The sequence below is a fragment of the Dehalobacter sp. DCM genome, from assembly GCF_024972775.1.
Classification (GTDB): domain Bacteria; phylum Bacillota; class Desulfitobacteriia; order Desulfitobacteriales; family Syntrophobotulaceae; genus Dehalobacter.
This window is the reverse complement of record NZ_CP092282.1, coordinates 1,507,309-1,532,163: the sequence shown is the minus strand read 5'-3', so window position 1 is coordinate 1,532,163 and position 24,855 is coordinate 1,507,309. Positions and strand designations below refer to the sequence as shown.

21 protein-coding genes and 14 tRNA genes are annotated in these 24,855 nt (G+C 43.2%); 3 read left to right on the top strand and 32 right to left on the bottom strand.

Going from position 1 to position 24,855, the window contains the following annotated elements; genetic code table 11:
• Positions 1–38: 38 nt before the first annotated feature.
• The 3 genes from LPY66_RS07265 to LPY66_RS07255 all read right to left on the bottom strand — a co-directional run bounded on the left by LPY66_RS07265 (position 39) and on the right by LPY66_RS07255 (position 5,534).
• On the bottom strand, positions 39–1,655 hold the full coding sequence (locus LPY66_RS07265; protein WP_337987413.1) for an HD domain-containing phosphohydrolase: 1,617 nt from the start codon (positions 1,653–1,655) through the stop codon (positions 39–41).
• 202 nt (positions 1,656–1,857) lie between these two features.
• Positions 1,858–4,602, bottom strand: coding sequence for an HD domain-containing phosphohydrolase (locus LPY66_RS07260; RefSeq protein WP_337987412.1), 2,745 nt, complete (start codon positions 4,600–4,602; stop codon positions 1,858–1,860).
• 323 nt (positions 4,603–4,925) lie between these two features.
• The gene (locus tag LPY66_RS07255; RefSeq protein WP_337987411.1) at positions 4,926–5,534 is read right to left on the bottom strand and encodes a hypothetical protein; all 609 of its coding nucleotides are present in this window, start codon (positions 5,532–5,534) and stop codon (positions 4,926–4,928) included.
• A gap of 210 nt (positions 5,535–5,744) precedes the next feature.
• Between LPY66_RS07255 and LPY66_RS07250 the strand changes: the two genes are divergently transcribed.
• Complete coding sequence (locus LPY66_RS07250; protein ID WP_337987410.1) at positions 5,745–6,014, top strand: type II toxin-antitoxin system Phd/YefM family antitoxin; 270 nt, start codon at positions 5,745–5,747, stop codon at positions 6,012–6,014.
• Positions 6,011–6,271 carry a Txe/YoeB family addiction module toxin gene (locus LPY66_RS07245; protein WP_337987409.1) on the top strand — a complete coding sequence of 87 codons (261 nt, stop codon included), beginning with the start codon at positions 6,011–6,013 and terminating at the stop codon, positions 6,269–6,271. The genes LPY66_RS07250 and LPY66_RS07245 overlap by 4 nt, the downstream gene beginning before the upstream one ends.
• Positions 6,272–6,764: 493 nt before the next feature.
• Here LPY66_RS07245 and LPY66_RS07240 read toward each other — a convergent pair.
• From LPY66_RS07240 to LPY66_RS07130, 23 genes are all read right to left on the bottom strand, one after another.
• Positions 6,765–6,838 (bottom strand) — tRNA-Gly (locus LPY66_RS07240).
• 1 nt (position 6,839) lies between these two features.
• Positions 6,840–6,916 (bottom strand) — tRNA-Ile (locus LPY66_RS07235).
• Between the two features lies 1 nt (position 6,917).
• Positions 6,918–6,992, bottom strand: a tRNA-Asn gene (locus LPY66_RS07230).
• A gap of 138 nt (positions 6,993–7,130) precedes the next feature.
• Positions 7,131–7,221 (bottom strand) — tRNA-Ser (locus LPY66_RS07225).
• A gap of 190 nt (positions 7,222–7,411) precedes the next feature.
• Positions 7,412–7,496, bottom strand: a tRNA-Leu gene (locus LPY66_RS07220).
• Positions 7,497–7,500: 4 nt separating this feature from the next.
• A tRNA-Thr gene (locus tag LPY66_RS07215) sits at positions 7,501–7,576 on the bottom strand.
• 17 nt (positions 7,577–7,593) lie between these two features.
• Positions 7,594–7,670: transfer RNA gene (locus LPY66_RS07210), tRNA-Arg, on the bottom strand.
• A 16-nt stretch (positions 7,671–7,686) separates the two neighbouring features.
• A tRNA-Gly gene (locus tag LPY66_RS07205) sits at positions 7,687–7,761 on the bottom strand.
• Between the two features lie 14 nt (positions 7,762–7,775).
• Positions 7,776–7,851 (bottom strand) — tRNA-Lys (locus LPY66_RS07200).
• A 20-nt stretch (positions 7,852–7,871) separates the two neighbouring features.
• Positions 7,872–7,947 (bottom strand) — tRNA-Lys (locus LPY66_RS07195).
• 7 nt (positions 7,948–7,954) lie between these two features.
• Positions 7,955–8,029, bottom strand: a tRNA-Gln gene (locus tag LPY66_RS07190).
• A gap of 151 nt (positions 8,030–8,180) precedes the next feature.
• Positions 8,181–8,256, bottom strand: a tRNA-Asp gene (locus LPY66_RS07185).
• Positions 8,257–8,362: 106 nt separating this feature from the next.
• Positions 8,363–8,438, bottom strand: a tRNA-Val gene (locus LPY66_RS07180).
• Between the two features lie 45 nt (positions 8,439–8,483).
• A tRNA-Glu gene (locus tag LPY66_RS07175) sits at positions 8,484–8,559 on the bottom strand.
• A gap of 89 nt (positions 8,560–8,648) precedes the next feature.
• Positions 8,649–10,313 carry a ribonuclease J gene (locus LPY66_RS07170; RefSeq protein ID WP_337987408.1) on the bottom strand — a complete coding sequence of 555 codons (1,665 nt, stop codon included), beginning with the start codon at positions 10,311–10,313 and terminating at the stop codon, positions 8,649–8,651.
• Positions 10,314–10,751: 438 nt separating this feature from the next.
• Positions 10,752–11,636: a 4-hydroxy-tetrahydrodipicolinate synthase gene (dapA, locus tag LPY66_RS07165; protein ID WP_337987407.1), complete on the bottom strand. Its 885-nt coding sequence runs from the start codon at positions 11,634–11,636 to the stop codon at positions 10,752–10,754.
• A gap of 122 nt (positions 11,637–11,758) precedes the next feature.
• A complete protein-coding gene (dapG, locus tag LPY66_RS07160) occupies positions 11,759–12,985 on the bottom strand; it encodes an aspartate kinase (RefSeq protein WP_337987406.1) in 1,227 nt (408 codons plus the stop codon).
• 37 nt (positions 12,986–13,022) lie between these two features.
• Complete coding sequence (locus LPY66_RS07155; RefSeq protein ID WP_337987405.1) at positions 13,023–14,015, bottom strand: aspartate-semialdehyde dehydrogenase; 993 nt, start codon at positions 14,013–14,015, stop codon at positions 13,023–13,025.
• Between the two features lie 103 nt (positions 14,016–14,118).
• Complete coding sequence (locus tag LPY66_RS07150; protein ID WP_337987404.1) at positions 14,119–14,709, bottom strand: dipicolinate synthase subunit B; 591 nt, start codon at positions 14,707–14,709, stop codon at positions 14,119–14,121.
• Positions 14,706–15,632, bottom strand: a complete 927-nt coding sequence (dpsA, locus tag LPY66_RS07145) for a dipicolinate synthase subunit DpsA (RefSeq protein ID WP_337987403.1) — start codon at positions 15,630–15,632, stop codon at positions 14,706–14,708. Before dpsA ends, LPY66_RS07150 begins: the two co-directional genes overlap by 4 nt.
• 362 nt (positions 15,633–15,994) lie before the next feature.
• Positions 15,995–16,798, bottom strand: a complete 804-nt coding sequence (gene dapB / locus LPY66_RS07140; RefSeq protein ID WP_337987402.1) for a 4-hydroxy-tetrahydrodipicolinate reductase — start codon at positions 16,796–16,798, stop codon at positions 15,995–15,997.
• Between the two features lie 137 nt (positions 16,799–16,935).
• Positions 16,936–17,199 (bottom strand): YlmC/YmxH family sporulation protein, encoded by a 264-nt coding sequence (locus tag LPY66_RS07135; RefSeq protein WP_337987401.1) that lies wholly within the window; start codon positions 17,197–17,199, stop codon positions 16,936–16,938.
• 1 nt (position 17,200) lies between these two features.
• Positions 17,201–17,515 (bottom strand): hypothetical protein, encoded by a 315-nt coding sequence (locus LPY66_RS07130; RefSeq protein ID WP_337987400.1) that lies wholly within the window; start codon positions 17,513–17,515, stop codon positions 17,201–17,203.
• Positions 17,516–18,082: 567 nt separating this feature from the next.
• Between LPY66_RS07130 and LPY66_RS07125 the strand changes: the two genes are divergently transcribed.
• On the top strand, positions 18,083–19,327 hold the full coding sequence (locus LPY66_RS07125; protein ID WP_337987399.1) for an L-lactate MFS transporter: 1,245 nt from the start codon (positions 18,083–18,085) through the stop codon (positions 19,325–19,327).
• Positions 19,328–19,775: 448 nt separating this feature from the next.
• Here the strand turns inward: LPY66_RS07125 and LPY66_RS07120 are convergent, their stop codons facing one another.
• The 6 genes from LPY66_RS07120 to LPY66_RS07100 all read right to left on the bottom strand — a co-directional run bounded on the left by LPY66_RS07120 (position 19,776) and on the right by LPY66_RS07100 (position 24,733).
• Positions 19,776–20,327 (bottom strand): zinc dependent phospholipase C family protein, encoded by a 552-nt coding sequence (locus LPY66_RS07120; RefSeq protein WP_337987398.1) that lies wholly within the window; start codon positions 20,325–20,327, stop codon positions 19,776–19,778.
• A gap of 97 nt (positions 20,328–20,424) precedes the next feature.
• The gene (locus LPY66_RS07115; protein WP_337987397.1) at positions 20,425–21,726 is read right to left on the bottom strand and encodes a UDP-glucose dehydrogenase family protein; all 1,302 of its coding nucleotides are present in this window, start codon (positions 21,724–21,726) and stop codon (positions 20,425–20,427) included.
• Between the two features lie 42 nt (positions 21,727–21,768).
• Positions 21,769–22,914 carry a glycosyltransferase family 4 protein gene (locus LPY66_RS07110; protein ID WP_337987396.1) on the bottom strand — a complete coding sequence of 382 codons (1,146 nt, stop codon included), beginning with the start codon at positions 22,912–22,914 and terminating at the stop codon, positions 21,769–21,771.
• 291 nt (positions 22,915–23,205) lie between these two features.
• Positions 23,206–23,652 (bottom strand): DUF4829 domain-containing protein, encoded by a 447-nt coding sequence (locus LPY66_RS07105; protein ID WP_337987395.1) that lies wholly within the window; start codon positions 23,650–23,652, stop codon positions 23,206–23,208.
• A gap of 72 nt (positions 23,653–23,724) precedes the next feature.
• Entirely contained in the window at positions 23,725–24,132 is a 408-nt protein-coding gene (locus tag LPY66_RS20985; RefSeq protein WP_443112465.1) for an amidase domain-containing protein, read from the bottom strand.
• 217 nt (positions 24,133–24,349) lie between these two features.
• A complete protein-coding gene (locus LPY66_RS07100; protein WP_337987394.1) occupies positions 24,350–24,733 on the bottom strand; it encodes a hypothetical protein in 384 nt (127 codons plus the stop codon).
• Between the last annotated feature and the right edge of the window lie 122 nt (positions 24,734–24,855).

Genomic DNA, 24,855 nt, shown 5'->3' with positions numbered 1-24,855 from the left:
CTCCAAATGATATACGTAAAAAGGCCTTTGCGAAAGGCCTATGTATCATAGCTAACAATATTTAGTTTATTTATATGTTTTCTAAAAGAATCATATTTACTAATTACATAATTGGGTAATAAAGCTTTCCAATAATCTTCTTCGAGCAGCGATAAAGAAGCTTTGACTACTTCTTCATCATATAGAATATTAGAGTTTCTCTTTATCTCTTCTATTGCTTCAGATACTCCAAGTTTAGGTCGATAAGGTCTATGAGAAGACATTGCTTCTATTGTGTCTGCAACAGCCAGTATTTTTGCTTCGAGTAGTATTTCTTTCTTTTTTAAACCATTAGGATATCCAGATCCATTAATTCTTTCATGGTGTTGAAGAACTATATCCGCAATTGGCCAATCAAAATTTATATCCTTAACAATATTATAGCCATTAATAACGTGTTCTTTGATTAGGCTATATTCACTCTCTAATAATTTATGAGGCTTATTTAGAATATCTAATGGTATAGCAATTTTTCCAATGTCATGTAATAAAGAAGCTATCTTAATTCCTTCGATTTGGTCATCTGGTAATTCCATTTTCCTTGCTATGTCACATGCAAGTTTTGCAACATTTTTCTGATGATCTGAAGTATATGAGTCCTTTTGCTCTAAAAGTTCACTTATCGCTTTAATTGTTGAACTTAATAAATTGTGTAATTTTTTATTTGCTTCTTTTAGCATTTCCTGTGATGACTTAATTTCATCCTTTTCTATTGATAGTTCATTTTGTAATTCTTTTAACGATGAGATATCAATCATATACTCAAAACGAGCATTTTTTTCAGCCTTCCATTTGATTATTTTGTTGGTAATTTGTAAATATTTATGTAAATATGTATTATTAAATTCCCAAATGCAGGGTCTATCAGGAAATTTGCTAATAATGTTATTTGTACAAAAAAAACATGGATGATCTTTATTGTGTAATGCTTTATAACATTCCATTCCAGTTGGATCTTTGCCACATAAATTAATAAGATATTTATTTGCGTATAATATCTTGTAGTCTTCAATATCCGAAATATAAACCCCTGCATTTATACTGTCATATATATCACAGTATTGTTTATGATCCTGAATCAAGATATTTGTTAGCTCATTATTTTTTAAAAATAGGCAAAGAATTTTTGCTATTGATTCGATACATTTTACTTCCATTTCTAACCATTCGCGATAAGTATTCAAAACATCTAAAATAATATAACCATTAGATTTATTACTATAAATTAATGGAATAATTAATATGGATTTAACTTTTTGGTTAAGTATTACTTTTTTAAACTCCTGATGAGGAATATTATCCGTGTTTGAAATAATTATCGAATCACTTCTATTTTCAAATAAAGATAAATAATATGCATATGTATACTGTATACTATTAACATGATCTCCAAAAACATTTGATTCCCATATATTAGCTTTATACTTACCATTCAAATATTCAAACAAAATAACCCTACTAACAGATAACGTTTCTCCTATAATACAAAGACATTGATTTAGGCAATCATCGAAATTACCTTTTTTTGTTGCAATATTACTAATCTTATTAATTAATTGTTCATAAATGAGCCTTTTATTTAATGAATCAATCAAATTCCTTGTATTTTCTGACATATCTACTACCTCGCTCTAAGGAATTATTTTAATTACTAATCAAGGCCTTTTAGGTTTGGTTTATTACTATTTTTAACCATATTTTATAATAGATTAAAAATTGAATCAAGGTAATATATGGAAATTTTCTTAATATTTAGAAATAATATAATATTGACTTAACTCGATAGGACTTATAGTAGAACAGTGATGCTTAACAGGTTCAGTCATAATCTTGTAGAACGTGATTAATAAAGACATCCACAATGCGTTGATCAAAATGCTTTTGCGAACACCGCTTAAGTTCTTCAATAGCTTCATCCTTACTAATGTTTTTTCCATAACTTCTTTCTTTTGTCATCGCATCGTAAGAATCGGCTACTGTTATTATTCTGGCTTCCAGCGGAATTTCTTCTCCTTTGATACCTTTGGGGTAACCGTCGCCGTCCCATCTTTCATGGTGATGAAGAACTATATTTGAAATTTCTGAAAACTCATAGGTATTTTCTAATATTCTCCAGCTTCTCTCTGAGTGTGATTTCATTATTTCCCATTCCTTCTCATCGAGTATGCCTTGTTTATTTAATATGTCCTCTGGAATACCTATTTTACCAATATCATGTAGGCAGCCAGCTGCCTTTATTTTATTAACAGTCCCTTCATCTAAACCCAACGCCCTGGCAATAGAAGCGGAAATATCCCCCACTCTATCCGAGTGTATTTTCTCCCGTTGACTTTTTTCAAAAAGCGTATTCATAATAATATTGATTGTATTACTCTTTAGGCTTCTACTATCATAATGTTTCCTGGAATACATGAAGCGTTCAGCATCTTTCACCAACTTATCATAACTGTCTTCAGGTCTTTCCTGAACCGCATAGCCGAAGGAAATGGATAAGTAGGGCTTTCCTGTCATGCTTTCTTCATCTTTCTTGTTTATTTGTTCTTCTATTCGCTTAATTAATGCTCTGGTTTCAAGTTCATCGACATTTGGCAGTATAATGCCAAATTCGTCTCCTCCAATTCTGGCAACAATATCATCAGCCCTTACAGCCCCTTTTATTATCTTTGCCGCTTCTTTAAGTAGATTATCACCTATACAATAGCCAAAGGAGTCGTTGATCAGTTTCAAGCCATTTACATCTCCCATAACGACTGCTATCGGAAATCGTCTCTTTACATTTAACCGTTTGAATTCCTCCTCGAAAAATCTCCTATTGTATAAATCTGTAAGATTATCATGATAATTAAGATATGCTATTTCTTTATATGCTTCTTCTCTCTGGCTTACGTCAAAAATAATCGAAAATAACAACTTTTTGCCATTATAAGAAATTGGTGAGGAATAAACATCTACAATTCTGATTTCTCCATTTCGTAGCCGATGTGGAAAAGTAAAATATTTTTGACCCTTATTTAATACCTTTAAGCGCAAATTTGCTAATTCTTCCTTGGGTAGGGTATTTATTTCATTGATACACATCTTAAGCAATTCTTTTTTTGTATACCCATAAAAAGTCGTGGCTGCAGGATTAGCATCCACAATATTTCCGGAAAAAGGTTCGATAAGGAGCATTACTGCTTCATGACTGTTAAACATGGCAACCAGTTGTTTAAGAACTCTATTCTGTTCTTCTTCCGCTTTTACTCTTTCGGTTATATCAAGCCCTATGGAATAATAACATATCGGTATGCCCTGTTTGTTAAAAATACCAACATCCTGCCATTCATAAGATCTAATTTTCCCATTGAACTTAATCGTAGAAATATACTTAATTGTATTTTCTTGCGGTGTTAGATCCATGTATTTTAATTTTACTTTGTTACTTTTTTCTTTCGGTATAATATCAAGAATTTTTTTGTTAATCAATGTATCGTATTCCCCACCAAAATAATCATAATATGCTTTGTTGGCAAAAGTAAGTGTGCTGTCTGGTAAAAATTCACAGACCATAGCGGGCAACTCATTCAAAATCGAATTATATTTTTCGCGCTCAATCAGGACCCGCTCCTGAGCAGTTCTTTTTTCGACTGCTAGCCATACACTATGCATCAAAATTGTGATTTCTTTAATATCAAATTCATCATATCCGTTTTCTTTGTTTCCCATTCCAATAACTGCAACAATATGACTGTCGATTATTATTGGAATCGACATGAAATTGGCTACCATCGTATGTCCTTTTGGTAACCAATTGTTTCTGTTATCGATCTTCTGAAAATCATTAACAATAATAGGTTTTCTTTTTTGTACAACCTTATCCCAGACACCTGATTCTTTAACATGGGATTGGGCTTGCCCTTTAATAACATTTTGATCCGTTATCATACTATTTTCCCAAGAGTAAAGAGCAAATTCGCCACTATTCTCGTCATATGAAAAAATATATCCAAATTCACTCTCTGTCAGTTTGAGCGCCTCATGAAGAGCAAAATTAAATTGTTCCTGCATAGTATTAAATGTTCTCATATATATATCGATTAAGATGTTCTGTCTTTCCAATTGTTTTCTCAAATATTGCTCCTGTTTTTTATGCTTTGAAATATCTCGAATATATGCACCTATCCCGTTTTTATTACTACCCGCTAAATCGAGGTATTTCCTTTTTTCAATTGTTATATCGGCCACGAGCGTAACTAAATAGTTCTTTTCTGGTGAGAATGCACTCACTCTATACCACTTATCCTGATCTAGACAATATCGTTCAAACTCTAAATTCATGCCTTTACACGTAATGTCTATGTATGCTTTTACCCAATCAATCTCTTCATTTAACCATTGCAGAACATCTTTAACTTTTTTACCAATTGTTTTTGATTCGAGCAAACCAGTAGCTTCTTCAAATGCGCGATTCATCTCAATAAACTTATAGTCACAAGGCCGGTCATCTAAATCGGTAATCACTTTATAAAGCGAATAACCAATAGGCATGTTTCGTAAAACTTCTTGATATAATGAGTTGCCCATATGATGTATCCTCCTCGGTTAATTAATTTGATTTTCGCTAATTCAATTTATCACAAATACATATTTTTACACTTGTTTAACCTATTATACTACCTTGATAGAATATTTCCAATATTCTATCAAGGTAGGTTTTTTGCCAACAAATCTACGCAAAATAGTCTATTTTTCATCTCGTGAAAAAGATGGATTAAAATGCAGTTTCGTAAGTTCAATAGACTTATCTTAAATAAATATTCGATGTCTCTGTTCTTTGGGCAAAAATAAAAAGAGAGGATATTTTTGTTTTATCCTCTCCAATTACCCTGATCATTTCTACAAATATATTATCCGTGTTTGCAGATCGAGACTTCCACCGTTTTACCGTCGGTTTGAAAACGGATGTTTAAACGATTAATACTGGGTTCAACACAAATATCACTGGCTCTTTCCTGAACAGTTTGTTGGATAACGGTACTGAGCACCTGAATCAAATCGTCTGCTGACCCCGGCACGGTTTCTTCTTGATAATGCTGGGCTATGGCGTGTGTTATTTCGACCGGAGAGGCAAAGTAGGGCAAAATTCGGCATTTTGTAATTTCTTCGAGATCGTCTAAGGTAAACAGATTCATCGGATCAGACATTGCTACGTGCAAAAAGCGCCATTTCTTTTTGAATGGAATCAGGTTATTCGCCAGGGCAAAATTCTTCTGGACCAGGGAAGCGGCCTCGGGGTCAATATTCTGTGTGGTAAGATCCACCCAGGGTATGCCCCATTGTTTTCCGAGGATCATATAGAGATCTTTGTCATCGATACAGCCCATATCGACAAGAATTTTGCCCAGCTTTTCGTTTTTATTTCGCTGGATGAAAAGGGCGGCTTCCAATTGTTCTGTGGTTATCTTTCCATAGTGGATCAACATATCGCCTAAGCGGACGCGTCGTTTATTTTTCATGTAACCTTCCGTAAATCCATAATTATTTGGTATATTTCCGTAGTATTATTCTAGACATGTCTGATTTTTCCTTTTTGTGTTAGCAGTTTATTTTTACACCTTCAGCCCGATAGGGTTGAGGGATTTGTTGTATCAAAATCTATAGACATACATATAATAACAGAGTACAATAAATTGTACAATATACTGCGCAATAAGTGAGGTGTTATTATGTTAGCAGTAAATTACTCAACAATTCGTAATAAGTTAAAAGACTATTGCGATAAAGTAACCGATGATTATGAAACTGTCATTATTACTAGAAAAGACGAAAAGAATGTTGTCCTTATCAGTCTGGAAGAATATAACAATATAATGGAAAATCTATTTGTCATGAGTAATAAGAAGAATTACGACAGGCTCGTTGAAAGCCGTAAGCAAATTGAACGGAATTCATCGGTTACTAAGTCCATGCAAGAGCTAGAGGACATGGAAAAATGAATAAGATTTTTTCGGATTTTGCATGGGAAGATTATACAATGTGGCTGATAGAGGATAAAAAAGTATTGAAGAAGATTAATGAACTTCTTAAGGACATTGATCGTAATGGTTATGAGGGATTGGGTAAACCAGAACCATTAAGACATGATTTAACTGGCTACTGGAGCAGACGAATAACCGAAAAAGACAGGCTTATCTACAAAATCGAGAATGACACAATCTATATTATTGGCTGCAAAGGTCATTATGACGATTGAGGGTTTCCTTCTATACGTTCTATTTTACTATCCTTAGCCCTCTACTTTGCGGGTGATGGGAATCGCTCCGCGAGGAAATACCGTGGTCTGCCGCGGTATTTCCTCGCTATCACGCCAGGGCGGGGAAATGCTCCCATAGGGCGCTTATACTATCTATTTTACTATGTTCATACCTCAACACCACGGGTGATGGGAATCGCTCCGCTCGCTTATTCGCGCCCTCTGGCGCTCATAAGCTCGCTATCACGCCAGGTCGGGAAAACGCTTCCATAGGGCGCTTATACTATCTATTTTACTATGTTCATACCTCAACACCGCGGGTGATGGGAATCGCTCCGCTCGCTTATTCGCGCCCTCTGGCGCTCATAAGCTCGCTATCACGCCAGGGCGGGGAAATGCTCCCATAGGTCGCATTTCCCTGTCGCCCGTTCGATTCCCATCACCCGCTCCGTAAAAAAAAATCCAACGCTTTGCGTTGGATTGTTTTTTACTATGGAGCGGGTGATGGGAATCGAACCCACGTAACCAGCTTGGAAGGCTGGCACTCTACCATTGAGTTACACCCGCATGGTAGCAGGGGGGGGATTTGAACCCTCGGATGAGCGGGTATGAACCGCTTGCCTTAGACCACTTGGCTACCCTGCCATGGCTCCCCGAGCTGGACTCGAACCAGCAACCTACCGGTTAACAGCCGGTTGCTCCACCATTGAGCTATCGAGGAATATGGTGATTAAATAAATGATGGCGGAGAAGGAGGGATTTGCTCCGCAGCTGTCGCTGCTATCACGCCGGGCCTAAAAATGCTTCCATAGGTCGCATTTTCTTAACGGCCGTTCAAATCCATCATTTGAAGATTGAATGGCGGAGAAGGAGGGATTTGAACCCTCGCAGCAGTTACCCACTCTAACGGTTTAGCAAACCGTCCTCTTCAGCCACTTGAGTACTTCTCCGTAGAACTGATGATTTTGATTGATATTACTTGAATTCATTTGGTGCGGAAGGCGGGACTTGCTCCGCTCGCTTATTCGCGCCTTACGGCACTCATATGCTCGCTATCACGCCAGGTCGGGAAAATGCTCCCTCAGGTCACATTTTCTTTTCCTCCCGTTCAAGACCCTTCTTCTGATGCAAGTAATTTTTTGGTGCGGAAGGCGGGACTTGAACCCGCACGGTGTTAACCACACGCCCCTCAAACGTGCGCGTCTGCCAATTCCGCCACTCCCGCTTGCTGGAGCCGTTAACCGGGATTGAACCGGTGACCTTATCCTTACCAAGGATACGCTCTACCGACTGAGCTATAACGGCGAAAACTTTTTTAAATATGGCGCGCTCGGAGAGATTCGAACTCCCGACCTTCTGATTCGTAGTCAGACGCTCTATCCAGCTGAGCTACGAGCGCATGGATGAGAATATTATGGAGCGGGTGACGAGATTCGAACTCGCGACTTTCACCTTGGCAAGGTGACACTCTACCACTGAGTTACACCCGCATGAGACAACATGCTGGTGAGCCATCCGCGACTCGAACGCGGGACACCCTGATTAAAAGTCAGGTGCTCTACCGACTGAGCTAATGGCTCATATAAATGTGGATTCTTAATGGTGGGCCATCAGGGACTCGAACCCTGGGCACCCTGATTAAGAGTCAGGTGCTCTACCAGCTGAGCTAATGGCCCAAATTGCTGGCTGGGGTGGCTGGACTCGAACCAACGAATGCCAGAGTCAAAGTCTGGTGCCTTACCGCTTGGCGACACCCCAAGATCGATGTTCGAGGCGCTAGGTTCGTTGATCGAACTTCAGAAGCCTCTGCGTTACCTATCTATCATTCAAAGCAGCGTGTTTGAATCTACTCTGCAGAATCTTACTTCTACATTTCGAACTTCGAACTGCGAACTTCGAATAGCGAGTATGGCGACCCCGATCGGACTTGAACCGACGATCTCCTGCGTGACAGGCAGGCATGTTAACCACTACACCACGGGGCCGTGTTCGATGTACGTGATTCGATGTTCGATATTCGATCATTGTCGGAATCGCTTCAGCGATTCCCTCTGTTTCGAACCTCGAGCTTCGTGCCTCGCACTTCGAGTTTGGTGGGCGATGACAGGATCGAACTGCCGACATCCTGCTTGTAAGGCAGGCGCTCTCCCAGCTGAGCTAATCGCCCCTTTCGGATGCTGAGATCGAAATGATCCCAGTTTTCGAATGAATTTGGTGACCCGTACGGGATTCGAACCCGTGTTACCGCCGTGAAAGGGCGGTGTCTTAGGCCGCTTGACCAACGGGCCAAAAGAGCGAGAACATTTGATAGTATAGCTAAATGCGCGAATCTTGTCAACCCGATTTTGAGAAAAATATTGACTATTTCATATACAATTTATTTTATCTCCTGAATAATGGGCAAAATCATGGGTCTTCGCTTTGTTTTTTCATAGAGATGTTTGCCAAGAACATCCTTAATTTGATTTTTCATAGTGACCCATTCAATAATTCCCGTTTCCAAGCAGCGTTCTGTTGTTTTTCTGATCTTGTCTTTCGCTTCTTCCAGCATACTTTCCGATTCCCTGACGTAGACAAAGCCCCGGGTGACGATATCCGGGCCGGCAACGATGGAATTAGTCTCCCGGCTTAAACCGATGACGACGATCAATATGCCGTCCTGGGATAATTGTTTTCTGTCTCTTAAGACAATATTCCCGACATCGCCGACACCCAGTCCATCCACCAGGATCCTCCCCGACGGGACGCGGCCGGCGACAGTGGCGCCATTTCGCGTAAATTCGATGATACTGCCGTTTTCGGCGATAAAGATATTTTTATGCGGTATGCCAAGCTGCTCGGCTAACAGCCCGTGTTTGACCTGCATACGGTATTCGCCGTGTACGGGTACAAAATATTCCGGGCGAACCATATTGATCATCAGCTTGAGTTCTTCCTGGCTGGCGTGGCCGGATACGTGGACACCGGCCTCTTTCTCATAAACCACATTCGCCCCCAATTTAAAGAGCTGATCGATCGTCCGCGATATGGATTTTTCATTTCCGGGAATCGGACTAGCCGAAATAATAACAGTGTCTCCCGGTACGATTTCCACTTTTTTATGATCGCCGGAAGCCATCCGGGTCAGGGCCGACATAGGCTCTCCCTGGCTCCCCGTAGTAATGATACAAACTTGGTTCGTCGGAAGCTGAATGGCTTCCTCCACATCGACCAGCGTTCCTTCCGGGATGATCAAATAGCCTAATTCCGCCGCGATGGATGCATAATTTTGCATACTTCTGCCGACAATGGCTACTTTTCTGTTCGTTTTAAATGCCGCGGTGATTACCTGCTGAATCCGATGGACATTAGATGCAAAGCTTGCCAGGATGATCCGCTCTTTCGCCGAGAAGAAAACCTCGTCAAACATTTTGCCCACAACTCTTTCCGACTGGGTAAAACCGGGCTTTTCCACATTCGTGCTGTCGGACATGAGGCAAAGGACGCCTTTCTGGCCCAACTCCGCGAATTTAAATACATCGAGAATCTCGGTGGTGACCGGGGTGTGATCCAATTTAAAATCCCCGGTATGGACGATCACACCCAACGGGGTATGGATCGCCAGGCCAACCGCATCCGGTATGCTGTGGCTAACCCGGATAAAATCGATGCGAAATACGCCAAGCCGGATATTCTCACCGGGATTGACCACGGTTGTCTTATACCGTGACACGTTGCTCTCTTTCAATTTGGCCTCGATCAGTCCGATCGTCAGGGTCGGTGCATAAACAGGTGCGTCAATATCTTTTAAAAGATAAGGCAGGGCTCCGATATGGTCCTCGTGACCGTGGGTAACCATGATACCTAATAAGATATCCCGGTTATCGATAACATAGGAATAATCGGGAATGACGATGTCGATCCCCGGCATGTCATCTTCCGGAAAAGCTAAACCGGCATCGATCATAATCATCTGATTATCATACCGGATCAGAGTCATGTTCTTTCCGATCTCCCCTAATCCACCTAGCGGTATGATCTGTAATTTGTGTTCTTTTGGCAAAGGCTGAAACCTCCATTTAAATTATTTTATATATATTGAACCATATTAATTTCGAAATAAATTGATGTCCCTTTATTCCAAATAATACTTCAATAAAACACGAAAAGCCGCAACTGAAAAAAAACAATAAGAAACAATAGGAAACACGTCGATACTCAGAAGTATCTATGAGAATATAAAAATCACGTCAGGTAAAAATACCTTCTAAACCCCATGCCAATATGCAGTTAACCGTACATTTCACCATTGCTCTTATTATATTACCTTCATTTAAGATATGCAAGCGGACAGCAGATTATCCTTTTTTATTATTCCCTTTTCGCTAGAAAAAGAAAAACTTCGGCATAATTTACCCATGTTTTCGGACACAAAAAGCAGCCACAATGCTATTGCAGCTGACTTTGTTGATGCTTATGCTTGGCAAGGTGGCTTCAGCGGTTAAACGCTCTCCGGAAGATCCAGGATCTTCGTGAAAAGCTCATCTAAGAAAGCCTGTTCCGACGGTGTCGGACCGACAATGGGAAGCCGGTAGCCGCCCACGTTAACGCCGGCTTTGTTCAGCAAATACTTTACGGGTACGGGGTTTGTCGCGATAAACATGCCTTTGAAAATCGGATACAAGAGCAGCTGCCATTCCAGTGCTTTGCTTATATCGCCTGCTTTAAAGGCGGCGACCATTTTCTGTATTTTGCTGCCGACGAGATGGGAAGCCACGCTGACAACGCCCGCCCCTCCCAGTGATAATAAGGGCAAGGTCAAGGAATCATCACCGGAGTAGATAGCAAAGGAAGCAGGCAGTATGCCTTTCAATTCGGTCATTTGGTCCATGGATCCTGCCGCTTCTTTGATGCTGACGATATTCGGAATTTCAGCGAGTCGCGCTGCGGTTGACGGTTGGAGATTAACCACCGTCCTTCCCGGGATGTTATAGAGCATCATAGGAAGCTCTGTAGCCTCTGCAATGGCTTTAAAATGGGCATAGAGGCCTTCCTGGGATGGTTTGCTGTAATAAGGAACAACAGCCATAATCCCGTCAATATGGCCCGGTACCTTTTTCGTTATGGCAACACTTTCATGGGTTGAATATGTACCCACACCGGCAATCACCTTGCATGAGTCACCCACCGCTTCTTTAACAACAGAAAATAACTGAAGCTTTTCTTCGGGACTAAGATTAGGGGATTCCCCTGTGGTTCCAGCAACGACGATACCGTCTGTACCATTTCCGGCCAGATATTTGGCTAATGCAGCCGCCGCCGCATAATCGATTTCCAGCTTTTCATTAAACGGTGTCACCATCGCTGTGAGGACACTACCAAACATTACTTTTCACTCTCCAATTTCTTTGGATCTTAATATTTAATTTATGCCGCTAGATGAAATGATTAGTACCTTGTGAACCTTAGAATATATTGATTTAGGGTTGATGGTGTACCAGCATGACGTCAGACTCCGAGATGGAATTTCCGGTGCAGGGCTTGGACAGCAGGCGCCATATGCTCTTTTTTGACCAGAACCCATATGGTTGTATGAGAGTCTGCCGACTGCAGGATCTCGATGCCGCTTTCCGCTAACGCTTCCGCCATGTTGGCCATAACACCCGGTACATCGGCGATGCCGCCGCCAACCAAGGCAATTTTGGCGCAGCTGGGTGCGGCTACTGGTTCAAAGCCCATGTTTTTCAGAATGTTAATTGCTTTATTGCCGATTTCATCTCGGACTGTGTAGAGCACCGTTTCAGGCTGAACACTGATAAAATCAACGCTGATATCCGCCAAGGCCATCCCTTTGAAGATTTTGGTGACTGTCTTGGGCTTATCTTCTTCCTTCGCGATATCGATTTTAATCTGCGTGACATTGGGTGTATGCGCGATCCCGGTGATGATCCGATCTCCGATCATATCCGATCCCTCCGCTAAGTCGGGCTGAACATTGGTGACCAGGGTTCCCGGCGCATCCGAAAATGTGCATTTGACGCGTAAGGGAATATTTTTCTGCATGGCGATCTCCACCGCACGGGGGTGGATGACTTTGGACCCCTGATGGGCAAGATTACAGATATCGTTATACGTGATCACGTCGAGGATCTTGGCATCTTCGACAATCCGGGGATCTGCTGTCATGATGCCTTCAACATCGGTATAAATATCGATGGCTTCGGCATCGAGGGCGACCCCGATGGAGCACGCCGTCGTATCACTGCCACCTCTGCCGAGGGTCGTGATCTGTCCGTCTTCGGTTATACCTTGAAAACCGGTGATTACCACCACTTTTCCTTCTTGCAGCTGATTTATGATATTTTCCGGTACTACCCGCACGATTCGGGCATCCCCGTAGGTATTATTCGTGATAATGCCAGCCTGTCCGCCTGTTAATAAGACGGCCTCAATCCCGAGTCCCTGCAGCGTACTGACCATGACGGATCCGGAAATGACTTCACCGCAGCTTAACAACAAGTCCATCTCTCGCTTCGGCACTTCCGAGTAGATACTGGAAACCAGCTTCATCAATGTATCTGTAGCATACGGATCACCAGCGCGTCCGATTGCTGAAACAACCACGACCGGTGAATAGCCCTGGCTGATTGCTTCCATGACCTTTGCTGCGACTTGCGCTCTTCTTTCAGGCGTGGCTACAGAGGTCCCGCCGTATTTCTGAACCAATATACGCACTGTAATTACTCCTTCCCCAATCCATTAGTATATCTTATTATAACAGCAGTTCGGCTATTTGTATGGCATTTGTTGCCGCACCTTTTCGAATTTGGTCACCGGCTATCCACAGGTTTAGCCCATTCTCAATGGTAAAATCCTCACGAATACGCCCGACGATGACCTCATCCCGATCGGAACTGTCCTTTGGCATGGGATAAATATCCTGAGATGGATCATCCTTGAGGATAACGCCTGTCGCCTTGGCCAATGCTGTCTTTACCTGTTCCAGAGTCAGTTTGTTCTCTGTCTCTATATTGATGGATTCACAGTGGGAACGGAATACCGGAACACGCACGCAGGTTGCGGTAACGCGCAGGTCGTCCCTGTGAAATATTTTCTGAGTCTCTTTGACCATTTTCCATTCTTCTTTGGTATAGTCACCATCTTGAAAGACGTCGATCCGAGGGATTAGATTAAACGCGATTTGATACGGGAAGGTGTTATATTGGGTGATCGTCTCCCCTTGACACCACGTCCGGACCTGATCTTCCAGCTCGGCGATGCCTTCTTTGCCGGCACCCGAAACAGCCTGGTAGGTTGAGACCACAATCCGCTTGATCCGGGACAGGTCTTCCAACGGTTTCAAGGCCACCGCCATAATAATGGTGGAACAGTTCGGGTTGGCGATGATCCCCTGATGCCAGGTGACGTCCTCCGGATTGACCTCCGGCACGACTAAGGGCACCTTACTGTCCAGACGGTACGCGCTGCTGTTGTCGATAACAACAGCACCACTCTGTACTGCGGCCGGCGCGTATTCCGTGCTGGCAGATCCGCCCGCAAATAAAGCGATATCTATGCCTTTAAAACTATCATATGTTGTTTCCTGTACTTCATACTCTCTTCCCTGCCAGTTGATCAGGGAACCGCTTGACCGCTTGGTTGCCAGCAAGCGAAGCTCTTCAACAGGAAATTGACGTTCAGCTAGAATCTTCAGGAATTCCTGACCTACTGCACCGGTAGCACCGACTATTGCGATATTCGGCATAAGACCCTCCAAAATCTACAGTTTCATATATTATAATCGCAAATGGCCATAATAAGAATAGTCAATTTTATAATATTTATTGGAAATTATGAATTTATTATGCTTAAAATGGGTATTCCACCAATACCGGCTGGATTTGTTTTCCTTCACATGCCTGGAGGATCGTATCCGGGATTTTATCCATACAAGCGACAAGGGAGTTCGCTTTTTTTAACGGATCGTCCTGACCGAAAGGGACCAGGTAAATATTTTTGGTTGAAAGCAACGCGCCGATGTTTTTGGCGTTGACACCCAGGCCATCATTGGTCGAAACGGCGACGACCAGAGGTAAATGATTCCGTAAATGGGCTTTTGCTGCCATCAGGACCGGCGTATCGATAATGCCGTTGGCTATTTTGGCCAGTGTGTTTCCGGTACAGGGAGCGATAACCAGACAATCAAATAACTTGTTAGGCCCAATGGGTTCTGTTTCCGTTATGGTCCGGAGCGGATCTTTTCCGGTGATCTCCTTCATGCGTGTTTTCCAGTGGTCGGCCGTGCCAAAACGCGTGTCGACACCATCCACACTATAAGAAATGATCGGTGTGACTTCCGCCCCTGCGTCAACGAGGGTTGTCATTACCTCCAGAACCTTGGCCAGGGTACAATGGGAGCCGGTTAGGGCAAATCCGATTTTTAAACCGTGCAACATCATTGAATCGCACCCCCTTCCGCTGAAGACTGAGGATTGGATGCGAGATGTTGAAGAATTAACGGCGGATATACTTTAGCCAGAATCTTGCCGGCTGTTTTCGGGGCGACGATACCCGGCAGGCCCGGTGCAAGCTGTGCTTTGATGCCCAGCAATTGCGCGTATTCAAAATCCGTTCCTCCCGGAATAGAGGCGATATCAATGATCACCGCGTCCCGAGAAATATTATCAAGCATATTTCTATCCAGGACAAGCGCCGGCACGGTATTGAAAATGATTTCGGCCCGGCTGATTTCCTGCTCCAATTCAACAAAAGAAATAGCGTTGACGCCCATTTCCAGGGCACGGGCAATGTCTTTGGGCTTGCGGGCGACTGCGGTTACCTTGGCGGACATTCCCTTCAAAAGATTAACCAGCGTCAGACCGCAGCGGCCTAACCCCAGAACAAAACTTTGACTGCTGTGAATGGTAATGTTCGTCGCTTCAATCGCCATTTGCAGGGCGCCTTCGGCGGAGGGAATGGAGTTTAAGATGACAATTTCATCGCGGTTTCCCATTTCCACCAAATCGATTTTCATCTTCTGTGCGGCGTTGATCAGAGCCGGACGCGCCCACCCAATAAATAACGGTATACCCGGCGGTATCGATTCCAGGGCTTCGTTATTAAGTACGATGGGTGAATTGGAATATTTCGCCTTAATAAGGCCCCTTTCATCGGTCCCAAACATGGGTAAAATAAGTACATCCGCTTGGGTGATTATATCCGGAAATGATCGGGCATGCGCGATGCTGTTTCCCAGCGGCGATTTTTCTAGACCAAGCCCGATGATTTCGGCTCCAAGCTTCTGTAATTCCGGAATGAGGTATATCTCTCTGTCATCACCGCCGATAATGGCCAGGCGTACACCTTTAAGTACCGCATCCATATATATGCCTCCTCGTTGGATAATGTCCAATAACTACTATCCATTATATGAGCAGGCAATAAAGGCGGTGCTTATACCATTGCTTCCGGCACGACGGATTAATATGCCAAATCGGGCAGCCAGGTTGTATTTATACCTCAAATCAGGTCTGCGTGCCACAGTCCAGCGACAAGCGGAGCACGGATTGCGGAGCGCAACGGTCCATGGATGGACCTAAGTTAAAATTCGCCAAGGAGGGCAAAAGAATTTTAACTTCAGAAATGTAAATTCATGGAGGGCACAAGAGCCGAAAGCGGACTGTGGCACGCAGACCAACCCCAGATAATAACGTAGCTCAGTCATGTTATTTAGAGAACGTTGTACTAGTCCAGAAAATGCTCCAGCCCAACGAGCAGGCCCTTGAGATTGCGAGCCTTACGGATGGCGAGCAAGACACCCGGCATATAGGTTTCACGGGTCAACGCATCGTGCCGGATCGTCAATGTTTGTCCGTAGCCGCCGAAGATCACTTCCTGATGCGCGATGAGACCGGGAAGTCTTATGGAGTGAACATGAATCCCGTCCATATCCCCACCCCGGGCACCGGGGATTTTCTCATACTCATTGGGATGCCCCTGCAGCATCGGTTTGCGGTTTTTGGATATCATTTCGACGGTCTTGAGTGCCGTCCCGGACGGCGCGTCGAGTTTCTGGTCATGGTGATATTCGACGATGTCCACATTGGGAAAGTATTTTGCCGTTTCCATGGCAAATTTCATCATGAGAATCGCGCCAAGGGCAAAGTTAGGCGCAATAAACACGCCGACACTGTTTTCTTTCGCTAATTCTTCCAGCTCGCTGATTTCTTGTTCATCAAGACCGGTGGCTCCGATCACAGGCACGACGTCGGCTTTGATCGCCAGCTTGGCGTTTAAAAAGACCGACTGGGGATTCGTAAAGTCAACGAGGATATCCGTCCGGAGTTCTTTTAAGCGTTCTATTTCCAATGGGCCGGATATTCCGATGTTGACCGGAGCCTGGCCCAGGATGGTTCCTATGTCTTCACCCTGATTTCGGATATCGGAGACCCCGACGAGCTCCATATCATTCTGGGTAAGAATGGTTCTGACCGTTTCCATACCCACCTTGCCACAGGCCCCTGCGACATATACACGAATTCTATTCAAAATTACCCCTCCTGAATACAATAAGGCAAAACCCCGCCGCTATAAGCATTTCGGGGTTACACTGTTCTTATTGTATTATACCGGGAACTGCCTGTCAATTGAGAGCCACGGATGGCCTAATACAGCCGTAATCTTCATTAACTAAACTGGGCATAATCGATGTCGACGATGATTACCTCCGTACCAACTTTTTTTATAGCCTTCCAGGGGATGACCACAAGGCTGCCTTCCCTTTCCGTATTCTTACTGAAGAACCGGCCCCCGCCACTACGTGAGGCGATGATGATTGCTTCAATTTTTCCCTCAGCAGTGATTTTGATGTCGCTATCGCCAATCAAACCGAGCTTGGCACCGTCGTGCAGGTTAACAATTTCTTTACCGGACAGTTCGCTTAACAGCATGTTACATTCTCCTATTTCGATAATAGTGGATCAGCTTTTGGCCGTAGGGCTGCAGGATAGCGACAAGGAGCGAAAAAACAGCCAGCGGTTTAAACAGATAGAAGGATGGCGGATCCCAATACTTTTCCGGGATCCCAAGAAAAGTCAGCAGAAGTTCCAACGAGAGATAGAGTCCTCCCGCTGTCCCAACGAGCTGGGCTATGGCTTTGGCCAGACGATCTGAGCTTTCCGACGACCGCCAGCGATTCATTTTAAACCGAGTCCGTATCGACAAGACAATAGCTGCCAGAAGCAAAATACACAGACCAATTTTCATCGCAGCATCTTTACCCCCATCCTATCACTTGTACGATTTTATGAGAGTCGCATCTGAAACATGCCTCTTGATTTCCCATACTTTTCTGAATTTCTTTTTTTTGCTTTCGATATATGATCCTCCGGTCAGACCGTGCACTCTTCCGGTTAAGTCTTGTTTTCCTCCGTTTAAGCCGTTATATAGTCTTTTACAGTCCATTCCGCTTTCTTTTTTTAATTTATTGATATGATAAATCATAATGCGCATGATACCCGACGCGCTAGTATACTGTTCGTTAAATAAGTAGCAATATTCATATTTGGGGCTGGGCCGCCTGCACAATACCACTTTCGGCTCTTGTGCCCTCCATGAATTTGCATTAAGGAAGTTAAAATTCTTTTGCCCTCCTTGGCGAATTTTAACTTAGGTCCATCCATGGACCGTTGCGCTACGCAATCCGTGCTTCGCTTGACGCCGGCATTGTGCAGGCGACCTTACCCTGAAGTAATTTGAGCAACTAATTAAAGAATGGTGTACTAGATTGTCCAAAGAAGGTCACTCATAAGCGCCATGAAGGGAAGGATAACTATGAACACAACAGCACGCGGTTGGTCAGTCACTCTGGCCGGAACCGGCATTAACCTGGCGCTTGGCGTACTTTACACCTGGAGTGTTTTCGCCGCTGCGCTGATCGAGCAGTATCACTGGACAAAAACGGCTGCCTCCGTTCCCTATATGCTGGCCTGTGCCGTATTTGCCCTGATGATGGTCCCGGGGGGATACTTGCAGGACCGGTTTGGTCCGCGCATCATCGCTTCTGCCGGTGGTATCTTCGCCGGTTTGGGCCTCATCCTCAGCAGTTTAACCCATTCGCTGAGTATGCTCATGCTCACCTTTGGCCTGCTGGCCGGGATCGGGATTGGACTGGGCTACGCGTCGGCAACCCCCGCTGCCGTCAAATGGTTTCCACCCGGCAAAAAGGGCTTCATTTCCGGTATTGTCGTTGCCGGCTTTGGTCTGGCCTCCCTGTATATTGCGCCGCTAACCAACTTTCTGCTCAAACGGTTTGGCATAGAAAACACCTTCCGGTTGGAAGGCATCCTGTTTCTTGTCACTATTATCCTGCTTGCGCAAGTCCTGGCCGTACCGCGGGTTGGCGATCAGCCGGACAGCAAGGAACCGGACAATGTCCGGCGGTTGGTTCCTGTAAATTCTCTCTCATCCAATAATATTCCTTGGCGGAACATGCTCAAGCGGCAGGAATTTTATCTTCTGTGGCTGATGTACGCAGCCGGGGCCAGTGCCGGACTGATGATCATCGGTCAGCTGTCTTCCATTGCCAAAACTCAGGCGGGGATAACCTGGGGTTATGCCATGGTTGCGCTTCTTGCCATATTTAATGCCTCAGGCCGCGTGGCTGCCGGATGGCTTTCGGACAAAATCGGCCGGGCCGGATCTATGCGTTTGTTTTTCCTGCTTCAGGCGATCAATATGCTGTTATTCACGCACTATGATTCCGCCATGTTGGTTGCCATCGGCGCGGCGGCTGCCGGTTTGGGATATGGCGCGTTACTTTCGCTTTTTCCATCAGCTACCTACGATTACTTCGGCACCAAAAACGCCGGGGTCAATTATGGCTTCGTATTTACCGCATGGGGAGTCGGCGGTGTCTTCGGCCCGTTAATGGCCGGCAGAATCGCTGACGCTACCAACAGCTACTCCCTGGCGTTTATGATTTCCTTCGCTCTGTGTATCCTGGCCTTCGTCCTGACTTTCTTCTTAAAAAAAACCGGGTATTCGTTGGGTATCTCTAATATCCCCAGTCAAAGATAACCCATTGATCACTTTTTGTTTTCTTAGTCTGTGTATTATCAAAAAAGGTAATACGCAGACACATTACTACCGTTTTATTTCACTCCCACATTAGCCAAAACGTTGTTCCGTGTATGAACATCTCTTCTTTTAATAACATGCTTTAAAACCTTAACAACTGTGACAGGTAAAGATGTTGAATATACCACTTTAAATTCCCTGGAATTCTCGCCATATAGCATTCTTAGAATACTTAGAATTTCATTTTTCTTGGTGATAAATCTGTTATCCGCATCAGGGCAAAACAAATAAGTGTACGTTACCATGTATTGCTCCACCTCATAGCATAACCGCCTAAGTTCTTCCTGAAATTGCATCTAACCCGACTCCTTCCTTTACACTTTAGAGTATAGAACTGCATTGTGTAATCTGCGTTTATTATTTAATTATTCTATTGAATATTGTATAGCTATACAGCGTTTACAGCGGGTACAAGGACAGCTTCTACTATAAGATTGGTTATGGCTATTGATGCTGTATAGATAAATTGTATATCGTTTTCCAGACTTGGTTTCGTTAAGGAATATTCATGCCCAAGCTTCTGCATTAGGGAATGGACATTGCCGCAGCGATACTGGTTTTCGTCCACACGGTAGTCATATTGCAGGAGTGCCTGGTGCAGCTTAAGCTCATACAAAAGATGCTTTCTTTTGTTTTTCTTTAATTCTTCATTAATATGAGCATACGTATGATAATCCGCTGTATAATGAAGAATAATTCCTAATTTTTGGCTAAATTGTCCGATGTCCTTATACCTGTGATCTTTAAAAAGCTGTCCAATCTCTTGCAGCCAGTCGACATACCCTATCTCGTAATAATGGTTATTTTTCATATACCGCCATTGAATGTCGGGTATGATGCTGCCATACTGCAGCAAATCGAGTCTTAAATCAAAGCCATACTTATCCCGGATATAATGATAGATTTTTTTAGCTAAATACCGGTGTGATGTAATCCACATTCGGCCTCCTGCTCAATTCTTAATCTATTTCATCATACTGTACAATTATTAAAGCAATAACAACGAGGCGTTAAGTTTGTGTTACATCTAATTGTATTTAAATATTTGGCCGACCAATAGAACAGTAAATGAGACCCTCTCCCCTTATTTGCTGTAATGAAAAAATATTTCTACCGTCAACCAGAACAGGATGGCGCAAAATATCCTTGACTTTGGCTAGATTCATTTTCTTTATTTGCACCCATTCTGTAAGGATAACTGCCGCGTCACATCCGCCCAAAGTAGCATAAAAGTCATTGGATACCGGTAGTTCGCGAAAAAAATCATCCTTCACAATGGCTTCAGCCATTGGGTCAAAAACTTTTACCGAAGCCCCGTGCTGCAATAACGTTTCAATGACTTTCCGTGAAGGTGCACTGCGGGTGTCATCCGTATTTGGTTTGAATGTCGCTCCAAGAATAGCAATCGTTCGTGACCCTAGATCTCCAAAGATTTCCTGAAGCTTTTCAATCACCCGGTGATGTTGAAGTTCATTGGCTTTAATCACTTCATCGAGAATTGAAAAAGGATACCCGACTTCCCTAGCCAGCTTAGCCAATGCCCGGGTATCTTTAGGAAAACATGAACCGCCATAGCCTACGCCGGCTTGAAGGAACGAAGAGCCAATCCGTTTATCCATACCCATTCCCAATGCCACCTGGTCAACATCGGCACCCACTTTCTCGCAGATATTCGCAATTTGATTAATAAAGGTTACCTTCGTTGCTAAGAAAGCGTTCGCTGCATATTTTGTCATTTCAGCCGTTGCAGGATCCGTCATAACGATATTGCCCGCAAAGTCACGGTATAAGGCGTGAAGTGTTTCGGCTGCCTGAATATCATCAGTTCCAATGACTGCCCTCTCCAAATTTAAAAAGTCCGCTACTGCGGTGCCCTCACGCAAAAACTCGGGATTCGAGGCAACCGAAAAGGGTTCGGAAGCCGCATTCTGATCTGCAATAATTTTTCTTACCAGTTTTGTCATTCCCACAGGCACCGTACTCTTAACTACAATGATTTTGTATCCGTTCAGAGCTTTTCCTATGGCGGAAGCGGCTTCTTTAACATAGGTTAAATCGATTGTTTGATCCGTTTTTTCCGGGGTGCCTACCGCAATAAATACGACTTCCGAAGCCTGGACCCCGGTCTCTAAATCTGTATCAAAAGAGAGTCTGCCGGATTGCACGTTTTCCCTAATGAGTTCTTCGATGCCTGGTTCATAAATAGGTGCTTTACCACCTTTTAAGACAGTTATTTTTTGTTCATCCTTATCAATACAAATGACCTTATGTCCCAGATGGGAAAAACACACACCTGTGACCAGCCCTACGTAACCGGTGCCAACAATACAGATATTCATAGAATTCCCTCCGTATTTTTATTGCCATTGTTTACTGATAATTCAGGCAGACTTTTTCCACCTATGACCATCCTCCGCTACTTTCTGATAGGAATCCAACAATGAAGCAAAAATGCTGGACCATGATTGTGTCAACGCATATTGCCTGGCTCCGTTGGCAAGCGAGCTGCGCAAGTCTGATTGCCGAATTATGTCTACATTAGCCTGTGCAAATTTTTCGTGATCGGTGCTGCTGCCGCAGAGAACGCCATTAGCACCGTTACAAATAAGCTCTTTGACTCCTCCCGACGCAAATCCGACCACCGGAAGCCCGGAAGCCATTGCTTCCAAAACAACATTGCCAAAGGTTTCAGTCGTGGAGGGAAAAACGAAAATATCCGCAGATGCGTATATTTGTGCCAGTTCCTCGCCGGTTTTATATCCGGTAAATGTAACATTCGTCAATCCCTCCTGCTGTAAAGCGGGTAGGAGCGGACCGTCTCCTGTCAGTACAAGATGAATGCCATCCCCAAATTGGGCCTGCAGTACCCGGTAACTATTAGCTAAAAGCTGCAGATTTTTTTCTGCAGCAATTCTGCCCACATATAGCAGGACAATTTTCTCGGAAGCGTTCCACTTCCGGCGCAATTCATCATCTCGCTTACACGGATGATATAATTCCGTGTCTACCCCGCGACGCCATAAGGCTGTATTGGTGATGCCTTTATCCTGCAAAATGTCTATGGTTTCTCTGGAAGGCGCATAATTGACCAGACACTGATTGTGAAACCACTTGTGGTAATCCCAGATAATTTTTTTCATGAATGGAAGGTTATAGTAATCGAGGTATTGATCAAAATTGGTCGTGTACGATGCGACGGCGGGGATGCCATGATTACGGCAGTAGTTCAAACCGGCAAGACCCATGTTAAACTGGGTGTAGCAATGAATCAGATCAGGCTCAAACTGCGCCAGTCGTTTGCCGATTCGATAAAGGTTCGGAATACTCACACGGCACTCTGGATATAAAAAGAACCGTATACTGAAAGATGTATCCACCATGGTCTGGTAGCAATAACTATTTCCAGCCGGCGCAAAAATAATGTTTTCTATCCCCTTGTGGTCCAAATAAGCAGCCAGTCTGCTTAATGTATTGGTTACACCATTGATTTGAGGCAGATACGTATCGGTAAAGTAAGCAATTTTCATATCCTTCCTGTTTCCCCTTCTGCGTATCTTCTTAATACTTCCTTCATTTATGATTATAAATAACAAATGTTTAGCCAGTATTATGCGTTTGTAAAATTTATTATAAAAATGCCGCATGGTACGGATAGTACCTTGCGGCAATGGTTACACTGGGCATGATCCTCAATGTTCCTGTGTCCCACATTCCGCTTGTCGCCGGAACTGTGGCACGTATACCTCATTTGAAGTAAATACTCCTGGCCTTTGTCCTGACTTTCTTCTTAAAAAAGCCAGGGTATTCGTTGTGTATCTCTAATATCCCCAGTCAAAGATGACCCATTGATCATTTTTTGTTTCCTTGGTAAGGTAAAAGTAATTGACCGTTTTCTGTGTTTGCGTATTATCAAAAAAGGTAACACGCAGACACATTGCTTTATGGGGATCATGGCCATAGACACTTTTATAAGTTTCTGACGATATTTCAAGATAACTGCTATTATCATACTCGATGGCGATTAATTCAGGTTTCCACTTATGAGGTTGATCCGATGTTTCAAATATGCCTTGTTTATGTTTGGCCAAGAGGGCTTTCGCCCCTTCTTCATCCTCGTTGTTGAGGGCAATAAAGAAGTTTTCTACTGTTTGCTTACCCTGAGCAATATCGGAATTGTTAATCGCCTTGGAAAAATGAGTGTTAGCAATAATGACTGATATGATAGCTAATGCAACGATGGAGAACAATAATATCCATTTTTTCATAGTACTCATCCTATAATAATTTATGAGATATGCCATCATTTCTAAAAATGATGGCATATCATTCAAATCAAACTAACTAACGAAATTAGCTGTACTGAAAGAAATCATTCTCATGTAACAACTATTTTCTCCAAATGCTTGAATAACTTCCCAAAGGGGTCTATTGTAATGGTTACTAGAGTGATATGAAACCAGAACTTGGTAATAATAATTTGCTCCGCTTTGTGGGTATGTGACATACACAGAATGATAATACTCAGAGTGTAAGTTTATGTTTTTTAACTGAATAACGTTTCCATATATTATCGCGCTAGGGGCAAGATTGTAGTATACTTGATTATTGTTTGACCCTGTACCTTTAGGACCATATGTTTTGCTGCTTGTAACATAGTTATAGAAACCTTCAACATTTTCCCACTGTGAAGTGCCTCCACCTCCTATTAGTCCCCCATACCATCCACTTGGATACCCTGATACCATACGTACCTGACAATCAAAGGGACAGGTCCCTTGGTTGAAATAAAGACCGGTCCTCCTGTAGAAGAAACACACTCTCTTTTATCTATTGCTGTCATTTCTCCACCACTTGTACCTTGTGAAGCTGATATTGATCATGGTACCTGTCACTCGTTTTTTCCCACGGACATCACCGTCGTCAGTTTCTGAACAGCTATGCGATAGCACTAACATCACGGATTCAGTTATCGTTTTGATGTAAAATCATATACCCTGATAATTCATCATTATTTAAATAAATACTCACAACAGAATATTCTATACCACCCAAAGTTATTTCCCCCTTAAGTGTATTTAGTCCAGTATTCCTGACAGGAAATTTGCCTATATCCTGACTTCTAAAAGACACTCTCAATACAAATTTATTTGAAGTATCTCTATCAAGAAACCATCTTTCATCACCACTCGGGAATTTATCCCCATATGGGAAAGGAATCATTATTTGGCCTTCAACAGTTTGCTTAGCTGATATAGGAAGCGGAGGAATATTGCTTTCGCTTCTACGACCAAACATTAAAAGAATGAGATACAACATTATTACTAAACATAACAGTTTTTTAGACAAAAAGCATCATCCTTCTCGAAAGCTTATTTATAATTATTATATGACTAAGATTACTTTAGCAATTTTTACAAGTCCGCAATACTGCAGCTCAGTACTTCCCACCGAAAAAGAATGGCCTCTTC

Bases quoted from the DNA above. Each gene is read 5' to 3' on its own strand.
- LPY66_RS07265 (WP_337987413.1), bottom strand. From the start codon at position 1,655: ATGTCAGAAAATACAAGGAATTTGATTGATTCATTAAATAAAAGGCTC.
- LPY66_RS07260 (WP_337987412.1), bottom strand. From the start codon at position 4,602: ATGGGCAACTCATTATATCAAGAAGTTTTACGAAACATGCCTATTGGT.
- LPY66_RS07255 (WP_337987411.1), bottom strand. From the start codon at position 5,534: ATGAAAAATAAACGACGCGTCCGCTTAGGCGATATGTTGATCCACTAT.
- LPY66_RS07250 (WP_337987410.1), top strand. From the start codon at position 5,745: ATGTTAGCAGTAAATTACTCAACAATTCGTAATAAGTTAAAAGACTAT.
- LPY66_RS07245 (WP_337987409.1), top strand. From the start codon at position 6,011: ATGAATAAGATTTTTTCGGATTTTGCATGGGAAGATTATACAATGTGG.
- dapA (WP_337987407.1), bottom strand. From the start codon at position 11,636: ATGTTTGGTAGTGTCCTCACAGCGATGGTGACACCGTTTAATGAAAAG.
- LPY66_RS07155 (WP_337987405.1), bottom strand. From the start codon at position 14,015: ATGCCGAATATCGCAATAGTCGGTGCTACCGGTGCAGTAGGTCAGGAA.
- LPY66_RS07150 (WP_337987404.1), bottom strand. From the start codon at position 14,709: ATGATGTTGCACGGTTTAAAAATCGGATTTGCCCTAACCGGCTCCCAT.
- dpsA (WP_337987403.1), bottom strand. From the start codon at position 15,632: ATGGATGCGGTACTTAAAGGTGTACGCCTGGCCATTATCGGCGGTGAT.
- LPY66_RS07135 (WP_337987401.1), bottom strand. From the start codon at position 17,199: ATGCTGTTAAGCGAACTGTCCGGTAAAGAAATTGTTAACCTGCACGAC.
- LPY66_RS07130 (WP_337987400.1), bottom strand. From the start codon at position 17,515: ATGAAAATTGGTCTGTGTATTTTGCTTCTGGCAGCTATTGTCTTGTCG.
- LPY66_RS07125 (WP_337987399.1), top strand. From the start codon at position 18,083: ATGAACACAACAGCACGCGGTTGGTCAGTCACTCTGGCCGGAACCGGC.
- LPY66_RS07120 (WP_337987398.1), bottom strand. From the start codon at position 20,327: ATGTGGATTACATCACACCGGTATTTAGCTAAAAAAATCTATCATTAT.
- LPY66_RS07115 (WP_337987397.1), bottom strand. From the start codon at position 21,726: ATGAATATCTGTATTGTTGGCACCGGTTACGTAGGGCTGGTCACAGGT.
- LPY66_RS07110 (WP_337987396.1), bottom strand. From the start codon at position 22,914: ATGAAAATTGCTTACTTTACCGATACGTATCTGCCTCAAATCAATGGT.
- LPY66_RS07105 (WP_337987395.1), bottom strand. From the start codon at position 23,652: ATGAAAAAATGGATATTATTGTTCTCCATCGTTGCATTAGCTATCATA.
- LPY66_RS20985 (WP_443112465.1), bottom strand. From the start codon at position 24,132: ATGGTATCAGGGTATCCAAGTGGATGGTATGGGGGACTAATAGGAGGT.